Below are 13,797 nucleotides of genomic sequence, written 5' to 3'. Positions count from 1 at the left end.
GGAAGCGGCGTCTGATCCGACCGAGGCCGTTTCCGGCGATGACACGGCCTCCGAGAATGACTCAGCGCAGGGTTTCCAGGTGCGGTTGGACAACTTCACCGGTCCTTTCGACCTGTTGCTCGGACTGATCTCGAAGCGCCGCCTCGACGTCACGGAGATCGCGCTGGCCGAGGTGACCGATGAATTCATTGCCTACACCACAGAGCTGAAGGATCAGGCGAACCTCGCCGAGATCTCCCAGTTCCTCCTCGTCGCCGCGACCCTGCTCGACCTCAAGACCGCGCGACTGCTGCCGCACGAAGACGGTGAAGAGGTCCTCGACCTCGAGCTGCTCGAGGCCCGCGATCTCCTCTTCGCCCGGCTGCTGCAGTACAAGGCCTACAAGTCCGTGTCCGGGTATCTCGCCGAAGCAATGGCCGCCGGGTCGATCCGGGCCCCACGCGATGTCGACCTCGAACCGGAGTTCCAAGATGTGCTGCCGCCGCTGGAGCTGAACATCGGTCCCGGTGAGCTAGCCGGCATCTTCGCCACCGTGCTCCAACGCGACCACACCCCGCCGAGCGTGGCCGTCGACCATATCCACCTGCCGCTCGTGAGCGTGTCCGAGCAGCGCGGGCACATCCTGTCCCTGCTGCGCGCCGGAGACGTCGACTTCCAGGATCTGCTCGAAACAGCCGAGAACACCCTGGTCGTCGTGGCGAGGTTCCTCGCTCTGCTCGAACTGTTCAAGGTCGGCCTCTGCGACTTCGACCAGCCCGAACCTCTGGGACGGCTGCTCATCCACCGCACCGAGATGAACGAAGACGGAGTCGACCTGCGCACCGAGGGCGACTGGAGCGGAGACGAAGCAGAAGGGGAACAAACATGATCGACGATGAGATCCTCGCCGGTATCGAAGCCGTACTCATGATCACCGATTCGGCCGTGTCCGCCGCCGACCTCGCCGGTTCCCTCGGCCTCGATGAGGACACCGTGCTGGAAGCCATCCAGACGCTGAAAGCCGACTATGACGGAGACGAGCACCACCGGCAGCGCGGATTCGAGATCCGCCATGTCGCCGGCGGCTTCCGCATCTTCTCCCGCGGCGACTACCACGAAGTCGTCAAGGACTTCCTCACCGCCGGGCAGAGTGCGAAGCTCTCCCAAGCCGCGCTCGAGACTCTGGCAGTCATCGCCTACCGGCAGCCGATCTCCCGGCCCCGCATCGCAGCCATCCGCGGAGTCAGCGTCGACGGCGTCATCCGCACCCTGCTGCTGCGCGGACTCATCGTCGAAGCCGGCAAGGAGGCGTCCACCTCGGCGCTGCTCTATGCCACCACGCCGCAGTTCCTCGACACGATGGGCATGAACGCGATCGACGATCTGCCCGATATCGCCCCCTACCTGCCCGAAGACGCCGACGTCGCCGAACTCGGCTCGCAGGACACCGAAGTGCTCGCCGAAATCGACGGCGCCCTCGACGACGATCTCGACGACGATTCCGATTCGGCCGCCGAGATGTCACGAGTCGCTGATTGATTTGAGAGAATGGAAGTATGAGTCCCTACCGTGATCACCGCGCCCCCGGCGGGCGCCAGAACCGACCCAGCCGAAAACAGCGCGCAGCGACGGCGAATCAGGCCTCCAACAAGGGCGGTTCGGGAGCCGGTCAGAAATCAGACGCCCACGTCAGTGGGGGTGTGCGGCTGCAGAAGGTGCTCGCCGAGGCGGGTCTGGGATCGCGCCGTGCCTGTGAGCAGCTCATCGCCGACGGCCGTGTCGAGGTCGACGGGTCCATCGTCACCGAACTGGGCACCCGTATCGACCCCGAAACACAATCTGTGTACGTGGACACAGTGAGAATTTCGACACAGACCAAGAAGGTCTACCTCGTGCTCAACAAGCCCGCGGGAGTCGTGTCGACCATGAGCGACCCCGAGGGTCGCCCCTGCCTGGCCGACTATGTGCGCAGCAACACCGAGCGCCTCTTCCACGTCGGCCGTCTCGACACCGAGACCGAGGGCATCATCCTGCTCACCAACGACGGGGAGCTGAGCAACCGCCTGGCCCATCCGCGCTACGAGATCCCGAAGACCTACCTCGCAAAGGTCAAGGGGCAGCTGGCGAAGGACGCCGGTGCCATCCTCAAGGCGGGAATCGACCTCGAAGACGGCTTCGTCAAGGTCGACGACTTCAAGCTCGTCGATTCGACCCCGGGCAAGTCCGTCGTCGAACTCACCCTCCATTCCGGCCGCAACCGCGTCGTACGCCGCCTGCTCGCCGAGATCGGCCACCCGGTGGAGCGCCTCGTGCGGCTGAAGTTCGGACCGATCGTCCTCGACGAGCAGAAGCAGGGCAAGATCCGCCCGCTGCGCTCCGATGAGGTCGGCGCACTGTTCGAGGCCGTCGGTCTGTGAGAGTCCACATCATCGGCACCGGCCTGCTCGGTGCCAGCCTGGGGCTGGCGCTGAGCGCGAAGGGCCATCAGGTGACCCTCGAAGACACCTCACCGACCGCACAGCAGCTCGCCGCGGATCTCGGTGCCGGTCAGGTCAGTTCACCCGAACACCCGGACATCGTCGTCGTGGCCACTCCGCCCGACGTCGCCGCACGGGTCATCGCCTCGGCGCTCGAGGACTACCCGAACGCCACGGTCACCGACGTCGCCAGCGTCAAGACCCGCCTCCTCGAGGCGGTGCGCGAATTGGTCACCGGACCTCAGCTTGATCGCTATATCGGATGCCATCCCATGGCCGGACGCGAGAAGTCCGGGGCGATCGCCGCCCAGTCGGACCTGTTCACGGCCCGGCCCTGGGTGATCTGCTCGGATGAGGAAACCCCGGCCGACCGCCTCGGCGAGGTCATCGCCATGGCCGAGGACACGGGCGCCTCGGTGCTCCACCTGGATCCGCGCATCCACGATGCCGCGGTTGCCAAGGTCTCGCATGTGCCGCAGATCGTGTCCTCCCTGGTCGCCTCCCAGCTGCGGCACGCACCTCTGGAGGAGATCTCGCTGGCAGGGCAGGGACTGCGCGATGTCACCCGCATCGCCGCCTCGGACCCGGGTCTGTGGACGCAGATCCTGACCGGGAACGCCGAAGAGGTCCGCTCGGTCCTCGTCGATCTGCGCACCGAGCTCGACGAGGTCATCGGCGCACTCGAACTCGGACCCGGGTCGACGGGGCTGCTCGCCAAGGCGATCGCTTTGGGCAACGAGGGACACGACCGGATTCCCGGCAAGCACGGGCAGCCGCCGACCACCTATGCTGTTGTCACGATCCTGGTTCCGGATACGCCCGGAATGCTGGCCCGGCTGTTCAAGGACATCGGCGACCTCGGCGTCAATGTCGAGGACTTCCGGATGGATCACGCCTCCGGTCGGAAGCTGGGCATGGTCGACGTGTCCGTGGTCCCGGCCATCCAGCAGGAGCTGGAGATCGGATTGCTGTCGAAGGGATGGCAGATCCCCGAATCCGCCATCGAGAAAGAAGGAACTGCATGAGCGTCGTAGCCATTGACGGACCGTCCGGAGTGGGCAAGTCGAGCACCGCCAAGGAGGTGGCGCGTCGGCTGGGCTACCAGTACCTGGACACCGGTGCGATGTACCGGGCGATGGCGTGGCTGTGCCTCAATCGCGGAGTCACCGACCCCGTCGACGTGCTCGAGCAGGTGCGCGGGGCGGATCTGGAGATCTCGCTCAGCCCCGACGAATTCTTCGTCTCCGTCGACGACATCGACGTCACCGAGGACATCCGGGGTGAGGACGTGTCGGCGAACGTGCAGACGGTCTCCGGCGTCATCGACGCCCGCGAGGAGCTCATCGACATGCAGCGGGCCTATATCGCCGCCGCACCCGAGGGCATCGTCGTCGAGGGCCGGGATATCACCACCGTGGTGGCCCCCGACGCCGACGTGCGGATCCTCATGACCGCCCGCGACGAGGTCCGCGTGGCCCGCCGGGCGAAGGAAGTGCACGGCAATGCCGACGCCGAGGCGATCGCCGCCACCCAAGACCTCGTCACGGGCCGTGACGCCAAGGACTCCGCCACGACGAGCTTCTTAGAGGCCGCCGACGGAGTGTACACACTCGATACCAGCGACATCGACTTCGACCAGGTGGTCGAGACGGTGCTGCAACTGGTGAAGGACTCACAATGAGCGAATCCGAATTCCATGAGACACCCGACGACGACCTCGTCGACCGTGTCGAGAGCATCAGCGACGAGGAGGCCGAGCAGCGGGCGACCGCGCTCGAGGCCGGGCTCGAAAGCTATGAGCTCGAAGACGAGGACCGTGCGCTGCTGCATGCCTACGGCTTCGACGACGACGAAGACGAGGCCCTCGGCGCCGCCCCGGTGCTGGCCGTCGTCGGTCGCCCCAACGTCGGCAAGTCGACGCTGGTCAACCGCATCCTCGGCCGCCGTGAAGCCGTCGTCGAGGACGTTCCGGGAGTCACCCGTGACCGCGTGAGCTACCGGGCGGAGTGGAACACGAAGGAATTCACCCTCGTCGACACCGGCGGTTGGGACCAGGACTCGAAGGGCATGGCCTCGCGGATCGCGATCCAGTCCGAGGTCGCCGTGGACATGGCCGATGCCGTGCTCCTCGTCGTCGATGCCACGACCGGCCCGACTTCGACCGATGAGATGGTCGTGAAGATGCTGCGCCGGAAGAAGAAGCCGGTGCTCCTCGCTGCGAACAAGGTCGACGACGAGCGCGGCGAGCTCATGGCCGCCGAACTCTGGGGCTTGGGCCTCGGCCAGCCATGGACCGTCTCGGCGCTGCACGGTCGGGGAGTCGCCGACCTGCTCGACGAAGTGCTCACGATCCTGCCCGAGGTCTCGGCCGTCGACACCCGTGTCGAAGAAGGCGGACCGCGTCGTGTGGCCCTCGTCGGTCGCCCGAACGTCGGCAAGTCCTCCCTGCTCAACCAGCTCATCGGTACCGACCGGGTGCTCGTCGACAATGTCGCCGGAACCACTCGTGACCCCGTCGACGAACTCATCGAGCTCGGCGGGAAGCAGTGGCGCTTCGTCGACACTGCCGGTATCCGCCGTCGTGCCCATCAGGCCAGCGGTGCCGACTTCTATGCTGCGCTGCGCACGCAGACCGCGCTCGAACGCGCCGAGGTGGCTCTCGTCCTCATGGAGGTCCAGGATCCGCTGAGCGAGCAGGACGTCCGCATCGTCACGACCGCCGTCGAGGCGGGACGTGCCGTGGTGCTGGCGTTCAACAAGTGGGATCTGCTCGATGACGAACGTCGTTTCTATCTGGAGCGGGAGATCGAACGGGATCTCGGCCATGTGGCATGGGCACCGCGCGTGAACATCTCGGCGAAGACCGGACGTCATGCGGAGAAGCTCGTGCCGGCGATGGAGACCGCTCTCGAAGGCTGGGACACTCGCATTCCGACGGGACGACTCAACGCATTCCTCGGTGAGCTCGTCGCGGCCAACCCGCACCCGGTGCGCGGAGGTAAGCAGCCGCGCATTCTCTTCGGCACTCAGGCGCAGTCGCGTCCGCCGAAGTTCGTGCTCTTCACCACAGGCTTCCTCGATCCCGGTTACCGCCGGTTCATCATCCGCCGACTGCGCGAGACCTTCGGATTCAAGGGCACTCCCATCGAGGTGTCGATGCGCATCCGTGAGAAGCGTCGGGGACGCTGAATGAACGAGGACGAGCAGGCGAAGGCGTCGGGCGCCGCTGACGGTGCGGCCGGATCAGCCGGCGATGCCGCGCGCCCAGCCGAGCCTGCGCCGTCCTCAACACCGGTAGCCGGTTCGTCGTCCGGGCCCACGGGCCCTGTGGCGGACTCGGAGTCTGCACACGCTGACTCTGCGTCGGGGAAGGTCGGATACGCCGCCTCCGGCGCAGCACGCGAGGCACGGCCCTGGCACGCGCGGCCGCCGGCGCGAGCGCTGATGATCGCGGTGACGCTGGCAGGGCTGGCGTACGCGCTGATGTTCTTCCGCGGCCTCCAGGACATCGTGGCTCCGGTGTTCCTCGCGCTCAACTTCTATATCGTCGTCTACCCGGTGCAGCGGCTGCTCACTAGGATCAAGGTGCCGCGGGCGATCGGGGCGTGTATCTCGGTCGTGCTCGTGCTGTGTATGATCTTCGCGTTCTTCGGACTCACTGCATGGTCGGTTGCCGAGCTCGTCATCCTCATCCCCAGCTACAGCAACGAGCTCGTGGCCACCTACCAGAGCACCTTGGCGCTGCTGTCTGACATCGGGGTGACCTCCTCGGTGATCCAGCAGCAGCTCTCGGGCTTCGACGTCCGTTCCGTCCTCGACGCCGTCTACCCGCTGCTGACGAATCTGTCATCGGTTGCGGGCCTGCTGACCACGGTGATCATGGCGGTGTTCTTCGTGGCGATGGACTCGATGGGCATCGATAAGCGGATGGTGATGCTGCTTGATGTGAAGCCTTCGCTGTCCGCGTCGATCGGCGACTTCGCGGTCGGCGTGCGCCGATACTGGGTGGTGGCCACGGTGTTCGGTCTCATCGTCGCATTCCTCGACGTCATCGCCTTGGCGATCATCGACGTCCCGCTCATCTGGGTGTGGGGAGTGCTTGCATTCCTGACGAACTACATCCCGAACATCGGCTTCGTCATCGGTCTTCTCCCGCCCGCTGTGCTGGCCCTGGTCGACAGCGGATGGCAGTCGGCACTGTGGGTGGTCATTGCCTACAGCGTGCTCAACTTCGTCATTCAGTCGATCATCCAACCGAAGTTCACGGGTGAGTCGGTGGGTGTGACTCCGCTGATCTCGTTCCTGTCTCTGCTGTTCTGGGTGTGGGTCCTCGGTTGGCTCGGCGCTCTGCTGGCGCTGCCGGCGACCCTGCTGATCAAGGCTCTGCTGGTCGACGCGGATCCGAGGGCCAGGTGGGTCAATATCCTGCTCGCCTCCGATCCGCGCACTGGTCGAGCCGAGCTGGTCAAAGGCCTGAAGAAACCGGTGACCTCGGCCTGACGTGTCCCGCGGGTTCGGGCTGATGAGTCGGCTGCCTGTCAACCCCTCGCACTGTGACGGCTGAGTGGTTAGCATGAAGTATGGCGACACTACTGAATATCCATCCGGAGAACCCGCAGGACCGACTGATCGAGAAGGCCGCTGAATCACTCAGGAACGGTGGCCTGATCGCCTATCCCACGGATTCCTGTTATGCCCTCGGCTGCGCTTTGGACAACAAGGAAGGCATCGAGCGGATCACCCGCATCCGGCACCTCGGTTCGAAGCACCACTTCACGCTGATGTGCCATGACTTCGCTCAGCTGGGTCAGTTCGTCATCGTCGACAATTCCGATTTCCGCGCCATCAAATCGATGACGCCGGGGCCGTACACGTTCATCATGAAGGCGACGAAGGAGGTTCCGCGCCGGATGATGCACCCGAAGAAGCATTCCGTCGGCGCTCGGATTCCGCAGAATGTCACGGCACTCGCCCTCGTCGAGGCGATGGGGGAGCCGATCCTGTCCTCGACGCTGCTGCTGCCCGGCGATGAGGATCCGCTGACCCACGCCGAGGATGTCATGGACCAGCTCGGCAATGACCTCGACATCGTCATCGAGTCCGGTGTCCCCGGAGTCGTGCCGACCTCGGTCATCGACTTCACCGGACGGTATCCCGAGGTGGCTCGCGTCGGAGCCGGGGACGTCTCCCGGTTCCAAGACGAGTGAGACAGCGGGCAACGTCTCCAATGATGTGTCCGGCTGGCTGAATTCTGACCGTGATGAGTCAGACGGAATGGAAGTCGGTCTTGATGAACCCGCCGCACTGAACGAGCGTGACCGAGGGTCTCAACGATCTGGCAGAATAACTCAACGAAATCTCGCCGAGGTGGCCAAGCCGCCTCGGCGAGATTCTTGTTCTGCGCTGCCTCCCTGAAGGAATGGGTGGCGTTCACTTGTCAGAGACCGAGGTAGGCGGCCTGCACTTCGGGGTTGTCGAGCAGCCGGGAAGCATCATCAGCGAGGACGATCCGCCCCTCCGCAAGGACGTATCCTCTGTGGGCGATCGCCAGTGATGCCTTCGCGTTCTGCTCGCTGAGCAGGACGCCGATGCCGTTTCGATTGATCTGAGCGACTGACTCAAGGACCTGCTCGACGACGATGGGAGCCAGGCCCATCGACGGCTCATCCAGGATCAGCAGGCTCGGATCCGACATCAATGCCCGGCCGATTGCGACCATCTGCTGCTGTCCGCCGGACAGGGAGCCTGCCGGCTGCTTCGCCTTCTCCTTGAGGATAGGAAACATATCGAGGACGTCAGCGTAGATCTCTTCGGTTCGCGACTTGTTCCGGTGAGGATAAGACCCCAGACGCAGATTCTTCTCCACCGACATCTTGCCGAACAGGTGGCGACCTTCGGGGCAGTGCGCGATACCGGCCTTGACGATGGCATTCGGGCGAGCTCGATGAAGCTGACGGCCCTCATAGGCGATCGACCCGGCACGAACACGCATGAGTCCGCTGATGGTCTTGAAGAGAGTCGTCTTGCCGGATCCGTTCGCACCGAGGACCACGGTGAGCTCTCCTGGATTCGCCGTGATGCTCACCCCATGGAGCACATCGGTGGCATCGTACCCGGTGCTGACATTGTCGAGAGTGAGCATCAGTTCTCCTCCTGTGCAGTCGAACCGAGATAGGCGCGGATGACATCCGGATTCGATTGGATCTCCGCAGGTGCGCCGAGGGCCAGCTTCTGCCCGTGGTCGAGGACGAGGATCGTGTCCGCGAGATCCATGATCATCGTCATCTTGTGTTCGACGAGGAGGACGGAGACGCCTCGCTGTGGCAACGACCGAATGAGGTCGCCGAAATCGACAGTCTCCTCTTCGGGGATGCCGCCGGCGGTTCGTCGAGCAGCAGCAGCTCGGGCTCCGTGGCCAGCGCCATGGCCACTGCGGTGCGCTTCTGCACCTCCTGCGGAACATTGGACGCGAGATCGTGCCGATATTCCGCGACGCCGCAGAACTCAAGAGATTCCATCGCCTTGCCTTCGTTGATGCGTGATTCACGACGGTGCCGAGGCGTGTGGAAGACCGCGTCGAAGACGTTGGATTTCGAACGGACGATTCGACCAGCCAAGACGTTTTCCAACAGAGTGCTGTCATCGAACAGGTTCGTTGTCTGGAATGTGCGGGCAATGCCGCCGGCTACAGTCCGGTGTGGAGACGAATGAGTGATGTCCTCGCCTTTGAAGCTGATGGTCCCGGCTGTGGGCCGATAGAAACCATGGACAAGGTTGAACAGCGTTGATTTGCCTGCTCCATTGGGACCGATGACTGCGGTGATCTGACCTGCCTCGACGTCCAGACTGACGTCCTTGACCGCATCGAGCCCGCCGAAGCGCTTACCGAGACCGCGAATTTCGAGCAGCGTCATTTCTCCTCCTCGGAGTTGGTGCCGACTGAGGCGGCTGAATCCGATCGTGAGGACTCGTTGTGTTCTGAACCGCGGGCCTCTGCACTCCTTCGTCGTCGATTGCGTTTGTCGACGAATCCGCCGAGGTATCCGACGATTCCCCGCGGTGCGAAGATCACGAGGGCGACGATGATGGGTCCCAGCACGATGAATCGATAGGCCTGGAAGTCCTGGAAGAGTTCGAACAGGAATGTCACGATCATGGTTCCAAGCAGCGGACCTGCGACAGTGCCCATGCCTCCGACGAGGATGAACATAAGGAATTCGAAGGTCTTGTCGATCGATGCCGCATGGGGGCCGATGAATCCGACCACAGTTGCGTAGAGCCCGCCGCCGATTCCTCCGAGGACAGCCGAGGCGGCGAATGCGAGCTGTTTGCTGAATCCGACGCGCACACCTATCGCATCCGCCAGATCTTCGCTCGTCCTGATGCTCAGCAGCGTGCGACCCACACTCGAGCGCCGAATCGCGTACGTCGTGTAGATGCACACGAGCAGGGTGGCGAAGACCAGGTAGAACATCGCAACCGGAGATTCGAAATCGATGAGTCCTCCGCCTTCGGGGAATTTCACGTTGTTGACGCCGGAATGTGCGTGAGTGACGGACTCCCAACGGCTGATGACGAGGAAGATGATGAAGCCGATGGCCATGGTGAAGATGGCGAAGTACTCATCCTTCGTGCGCAGGGCGATCAGCCCGCAGAGGTAGCCGATGACCGCAGTTCCGATGACGGTTGCGACGAATGCGGTCCAGAAGCTCCAGTCGTAATCGGTGGTGAGCAGCCCGACTCCGTAGGCGCCGATGCCGAAGAACCCTCCTTGGGCGAGGTTCAGCTGTCCCGTGAAGCCGAGGATGATGTTGAGACCGTAGACAGCGATCGCCGCGCACATGCCGACGGTGATCACTCGCATCGTGTAGTTCTCCTGCGCAAACGCCAGGGGTGTGAGGCCGAGCAGGACGATGACGGCGATGGTGCCGATGATCCGAGGATTCTTCATTGAGCTCATCGCTGCACCGCCTTCGTGAACAGTCCGTTCGGTTTGATGGCCAGCACAGCGACGAGAACGACGAATGCCACGGCCTCTCCGACAGCTGAGGAGATGTAGGTCGCCGTCATCGTCTCTGCGATGGCGAGTGCGAATCCGCCGACGATGGCGCCCGGAATCGAACCCAGACCACCGAGGATGATGATGGCGAACACTTTGAGGTTGAGCGCATCGCCCATCGTCGGAGACAGGAGATTGATCGGTGCGACGAGGCCCGCCGCGATTGTGGCCAGCAGGGCGGACAGCCCCAGCGTCAGCATCGATACCATCGACGGGTTGATGCCGACCAGCGATGCACCGACGCGGTCCTGTTCGATCGCTTCGATCGTCTGGCCGTGGATGGACCGCTTGATGAACAGCGCCAACAGCGCCAAGACGATCACCGCAGTGACGATGATGACGATCCGCTGAGCAGAGATCTCGGCACCGAGGATGCGCAGTTCGCCGGTGATGGGTGTGTCCATGCGTCGGAAGTCAGCACCCCAGATCGCTTGAGCCAGGGCTTGGAAGAAGAACATCGCACCGACGGCCGCGATCATGTGGTGGGTATGCGGGGAGTTGCGCAAGGGGTGGAATACGAGGCGTTCGAGCCCAACACCGACGACGAAGAGCATGATCGCCGCGATGCCGATCGCGGCGATATAGGGAACGCCGACCGTTGTGAGGAAGAAATAGGTGATGTAAGCACCGAGCATATACAGCGCACCGTGTGCCAGGTTGGGAATGCGCAGCACTCCGAACACCAATGTCAGACCGATGGCAGCAAGACAGTAGACACCGCCCAGTGCAAGGCCATTGAAGAGTTGCTGGATGAAGAGGGTCATGATTTTCGGGTCCTCTGCAGGCATGAGAGCGGCCCGGTGAGGCGCATCGATGCGCCTCACCTTCAGAATGGCCGCTGACGGAGATTACTTGTCGTCGGATACCTGTTTGATCGGCACCTTGGTGTATTCGCCGTCCTCGTTGAGGAAGGTTGCTTCCAGGTTGGGATTGAGGAGGTGACCCTGCTCCGTGATCTCGTCGGGGAAGCCATTGACCTTGTACTTGTCATCGACCTCAGGCAGTGCCTCACTGATGGCTTCGCGAATCTTCTCGGGATCGTCGGTTGTCCCCGCAGTCTCCATCGCCTTCGCGATGATCGCAATACCCTGATAGTTCAGCGCCGTTTCACTGGTCGGAACCTTCTTCTCTCCGGCCTTCTCGGCAAATTTCTTCAGGAAGTCCTCGGTACCGGGATCCTCATATTCGGAGACCGGCAGGACTCCGACCGAATTCTTGAGATTGTCGAGCTTCGTCACCGTGGCCATTTCATCCAATTTCGCCTGGTCCATGACGAGGAAGCTGCCCTTGAAGCCCTGCTTTCGAGCTTCCTCCATGATCAGCGCTGTCGGTTGGGAAGGTCCGCCGACGAAGATGGCATCGGGCTTCTCTGACAGGGCTTTCGAGACGGGGCCCGCAAAGTCGGACACGGTGGCGTAGTCGACGCTGTTGTCGCCTCCGATCTTCCCACCGGCCTCACTCCACGCATCCTTGATCGACTTGGTCCACTGTTGTCCGTACTCACTCTGAGTTCCGAGCAGAGCGAGCTTCTTGCCTCCGTGCTCCATGGCAGTTTCGGAGAATTCCTCGGCATAGGACTCGAAGTTCGGAGGAATCATCATCGTCAGAGGGTTGTCGGCCTGCACGATTGCCGGGTCAGAGGTGTAGGCGGAGATGAGGAAGTTCGACCTGCCGCTGTTGATCTGCTGAATCGCCTTGATGGCTCCGGCGTTCGGGGAGACGACGACCGGCGCCTTGTCCTGATCTGCTAATCGTTGAGCATTGCTAGCGGCGGTGGATGGTGCGTATTTGTCGTCGAGGGACTTCAACTCCAGAGTCACGGGATTGCCGTCGACCTCTACGCCGTCTGCATTGAGATCGTCGATGGCCATTTCGAGACCGATCTTCACATTCTCGCCGTACGCAGCGCCACCTCCGCTGAGCGGTCCGGTATAGCCGATGACGACCGTGTCGCCCTCACCCGAGCCACCACCGCCTCCGCAGGCTGTGGCAGTCAATGCGATTGCTCCCAAAACTGCGGCTGCCGAGAGTCTGCGGCGGCGACTTCGCGAGATAGAGTTCATCTTTTCTCCTTTGAAAAGCTCTTGGAACACGTTTGCTCCACACGTTGCCCGAGCCGTCGTCAGTGACGGTGCTCGGAGTCGTCGGCAATCCGTAATGGACTTCGACTGATGTGAACAATTCCAAATCACCCTGGTGAAGTCAATGGTTTTGGGTTAGATTTTTGAACGTTCGATAATCTTCGGGGCTGACCCAGGCGCGGAGAGCATAAGGCGAGGTCGGGGTGCTTGCGAGCGGAGCTTCGCAGAACGGCGTCGAGATTTTGAGGCGCTGGACCCGGCTATATGTCTGAAAGGTGAGCAAACAATCGTTCAGTAACGGAATTGGTCTACAGTGGCCTTAGCTGCATGGGAGAGCTGTGTCACATCGGTTCCGGTGCAGCCACGAACCGCAGCCGAACACTCGGTTCGCCACGGCAATGACGCAACATCATCTTTAGGAGCTTGTTCATGACTCGTACAGCAATCGTCACAGGTGGGGGCCGCGGCATCGGAGCCGCCATCGCCAAGCGACTCGGAGCCGACGGACTCAAGGTCGCCGTTCTTGATATGGGCCCCACCGATGAGACCGTTGCCGCCATCAAGGAAGCCGGCGGCGAAGCGCTCGGCCTCGAAGCCGATGTCTCTGATGAGGACTCGGTCAACGCTGCGGTCAAGCAGGTCGCCGAGACCCTCGCGCGCCGACCGTTCTGGTCAACAACGCAGGGATCCTGCGTGACAACCTCCTGTTCAAAATGACTCACGAGGAGTTCAACAAGGTTCTCTCCGTCCACCTCGGGGGAGCGTTCCTCATGGCTCGGGCCGTGCAGTCGTACATGGTCGAAGAGAAGTTCGGCCGCATCATCTCGATGTCCTCCACCTCTGCGCAGGCAACCGCGGACAGACGAACTACTCAGCCGCCAAGGCCGGTATCCAGGGAATCACGAAGACCTGGGCGATCGAGCTCGGCAAGTTCGGCATCACCGCGAACGCCATCGCTCCCGGCTTCATCGAAACCGACATGACCAAGGCCACCGCCGAGCGCGTAGGTATGGGCTTCGAGGAATTCGTCGAAGCCTCGGTCCAGCAGATTCCCGTGGCACGATCGGGCAAGCCCGAGGACATCGCCCACACCGCGTCGTTCCTCGCCTCCGAGGGTGCCGGGTTCGTCTCCGGTCAGGTCATCTACGTCGCTGGCGGTCCGAAGGACTGATCGCCACCGTCCTCACGACAAGTTCACGAA

The 13,797-nt window shown here is 62.8% G+C and carries 14 protein-coding genes and 1 pseudogene; 9 read left to right on the top strand and 6 right to left on the bottom strand.

Going from position 1 to position 13,797, the window contains the following annotated elements:
- Positions 1-79: 79 nt before the first annotated feature.
- The 8 genes from LJ362_RS10215 (at position 80) to LJ362_RS10180 (ending at position 7,663) form a co-directional block, all read left to right on the top strand.
- A complete protein-coding gene (locus tag LJ362_RS10215) occupies positions 80-868 on the top strand; it encodes a segregation and condensation protein A (RefSeq protein WP_264798951.1) in 789 nt (262 codons plus the stop codon).
- Positions 865-1,518: an SMC-Scp complex subunit ScpB gene (gene scpB / locus LJ362_RS10210; RefSeq protein ID WP_264798950.1), complete on the top strand. Its 654-nt coding sequence runs from the start codon at positions 865-867 to the stop codon at positions 1,516-1,518. Before LJ362_RS10215 ends, scpB begins: the two co-directional genes overlap by 4 nt.
- A 17-nt stretch (positions 1,519-1,535) precedes the next feature.
- Positions 1,536-2,396, top strand: coding sequence for a pseudouridine synthase (locus LJ362_RS10205; protein WP_264798948.1), 861 nt, complete (start codon positions 1,536-1,538; stop codon positions 2,394-2,396).
- Positions 2,393-3,481 carry a prephenate dehydrogenase gene (locus LJ362_RS10200; RefSeq protein ID WP_264798946.1) on the top strand — a complete coding sequence of 363 codons (1,089 nt, stop codon included), beginning with the start codon at positions 2,393-2,395 and terminating at the stop codon, positions 3,479-3,481. The genes LJ362_RS10205 and LJ362_RS10200 overlap by 4 nt, the downstream gene beginning before the upstream one ends.
- Positions 3,478-4,137: a (d)CMP kinase gene (cmk, locus tag LJ362_RS10195; protein WP_264798945.1), complete on the top strand. Its 660-nt coding sequence runs from the start codon at positions 3,478-3,480 to the stop codon at positions 4,135-4,137. The genes LJ362_RS10200 and cmk overlap by 4 nt, the downstream gene beginning before the upstream one ends.
- Positions 4,134-5,645 carry a ribosome biogenesis GTPase Der gene (gene der, locus LJ362_RS10190; protein WP_264798943.1) on the top strand — a complete coding sequence of 504 codons (1,512 nt, stop codon included), beginning with the start codon at positions 4,134-4,136 and terminating at the stop codon, positions 5,643-5,645. The genes cmk and der overlap by 4 nt, the downstream gene beginning before the upstream one ends.
- Positions 5,646-6,956 carry an AI-2E family transporter gene (locus tag LJ362_RS10185; RefSeq protein WP_264798941.1) on the top strand — a complete coding sequence of 437 codons (1,311 nt, stop codon included), beginning with the start codon at positions 5,646-5,648 and terminating at the stop codon, positions 6,954-6,956.
- Positions 6,957-7,036: 80 nt separating this feature from the next.
- A complete protein-coding gene (locus LJ362_RS10180; RefSeq protein ID WP_101546252.1) occupies positions 7,037-7,663 on the top strand; it encodes an L-threonylcarbamoyladenylate synthase in 627 nt (208 codons plus the stop codon).
- Between the two features lie 230 nt (positions 7,664-7,893).
- Here LJ362_RS10180 and LJ362_RS10175 read toward each other — a convergent pair whose 3' ends face one another.
- The 6 genes from LJ362_RS10175 to LJ362_RS10150 all read right to left on the bottom strand — a co-directional run bounded on the left by LJ362_RS10175 (position 7,894) and on the right by LJ362_RS10150 (position 12,578).
- A complete protein-coding gene (locus LJ362_RS10175; protein ID WP_264798939.1) occupies positions 7,894-8,598 on the bottom strand; it encodes an ABC transporter ATP-binding protein in 705 nt (234 codons plus the stop codon).
- Positions 8,598-8,735 carry a hypothetical protein gene (locus LJ362_RS10170; RefSeq protein WP_264798938.1) on the bottom strand — a complete coding sequence of 46 codons (138 nt, stop codon included), beginning with the start codon at positions 8,733-8,735 and terminating at the stop codon, positions 8,598-8,600. The genes LJ362_RS10175 and LJ362_RS10170 overlap by 1 nt, the downstream gene beginning before the upstream one ends.
- Positions 8,736-8,737: 2 nt before the next feature.
- Positions 8,738-9,370: an ABC transporter ATP-binding protein gene (locus tag LJ362_RS10165; protein ID WP_264798937.1), complete on the bottom strand. Its 633-nt coding sequence runs from the start codon at positions 9,368-9,370 to the stop codon at positions 8,738-8,740.
- Positions 9,367-10,407, bottom strand: a complete 1,041-nt coding sequence (locus tag LJ362_RS10160) for a branched-chain amino acid ABC transporter permease (protein ID WP_264798936.1) — start codon at positions 10,405-10,407, stop codon at positions 9,367-9,369. The genes LJ362_RS10165 and LJ362_RS10160 overlap by 4 nt, the downstream gene beginning before the upstream one ends.
- 5 nt (positions 10,408-10,412) lie before the next feature.
- The gene (locus LJ362_RS10155; RefSeq protein WP_264798935.1) at positions 10,413-11,279 is read right to left on the bottom strand and encodes a branched-chain amino acid ABC transporter permease; all 867 of its coding nucleotides are present in this window, start codon (positions 11,277-11,279) and stop codon (positions 10,413-10,415) included.
- A gap of 84 nt (positions 11,280-11,363) precedes the next feature.
- Positions 11,364-12,578 carry an ABC transporter substrate-binding protein gene (locus tag LJ362_RS10150; protein WP_264798934.1) on the bottom strand — a complete coding sequence of 405 codons (1,215 nt, stop codon included), beginning with the start codon at positions 12,576-12,578 and terminating at the stop codon, positions 11,364-11,366.
- A gap of 447 nt (positions 12,579-13,025) precedes the next feature.
- Here LJ362_RS10150 and LJ362_RS10145 point away from each other — a divergent pair.
- Positions 13,026-13,767: pseudogene (locus LJ362_RS10145) on the top strand (SDR family oxidoreductase).
- The last annotated feature ends 30 nt before the right edge of the window (positions 13,768-13,797 follow it).

The organism is Brevibacterium sp. JSBI002, from assembly GCF_026013965.1.
Lineage (GTDB): Bacteria > Actinomycetota > Actinomycetes > Actinomycetales > Brevibacteriaceae > Brevibacterium.
The sequence above is the reverse complement of the archived record's forward strand: the minus strand, read 5'-3'. Positions and strand labels throughout refer to the sequence as shown.

Bases quoted from the DNA above. Each gene is read 5' to 3' on its own strand.
- scpB (WP_264798950.1), top strand. From the start codon at position 865: ATGATCGACGATGAGATCCTCGCCGGTATCGAAGCCGTACTCATGATC.
- LJ362_RS10205 (WP_264798948.1), top strand. From the start codon at position 1,536: ATGAGTCCCTACCGTGATCACCGCGCCCCCGGCGGGCGCCAGAACCGA.
- cmk (WP_264798945.1), top strand. From the start codon at position 3,478: ATGAGCGTCGTAGCCATTGACGGACCGTCCGGAGTGGGCAAGTCGAGC.
- der (WP_264798943.1), top strand. From the start codon at position 4,134: ATGAGCGAATCCGAATTCCATGAGACACCCGACGACGACCTCGTCGAC.
- LJ362_RS10185 (WP_264798941.1), top strand. From the start codon at position 5,646: ATGAACGAGGACGAGCAGGCGAAGGCGTCGGGCGCCGCTGACGGTGCG.
- LJ362_RS10180 (WP_101546252.1), top strand. From the start codon at position 7,037: ATGGCGACACTACTGAATATCCATCCGGAGAACCCGCAGGACCGACTG.
- LJ362_RS10175 (WP_264798939.1), bottom strand. From the start codon at position 8,598: ATGCTCACTCTCGACAATGTCAGCACCGGGTACGATGCCACCGATGTG.
- LJ362_RS10170 (WP_264798938.1), bottom strand. From the start codon at position 8,735: ATGATCATGGATCTCGCGGACACGATCCTCGTCCTCGACCACGGGCAG.
- LJ362_RS10165 (WP_264798937.1), bottom strand. From the start codon at position 9,370: ATGACGCTGCTCGAAATTCGCGGTCTCGGTAAGCGCTTCGGCGGGCTC.
- LJ362_RS10160 (WP_264798936.1), bottom strand. From the start codon at position 10,407: ATGAAGAATCCTCGGATCATCGGCACCATCGCCGTCATCGTCCTGCTC.
- LJ362_RS10155 (WP_264798935.1), bottom strand. From the start codon at position 11,279: ATGACCCTCTTCATCCAGCAACTCTTCAATGGCCTTGCACTGGGCGGT.
- LJ362_RS10150 (WP_264798934.1), bottom strand. From the start codon at position 12,578: ATGAACTCTATCTCGCGAAGTCGCCGCCGCAGACTCTCGGCAGCCGCA.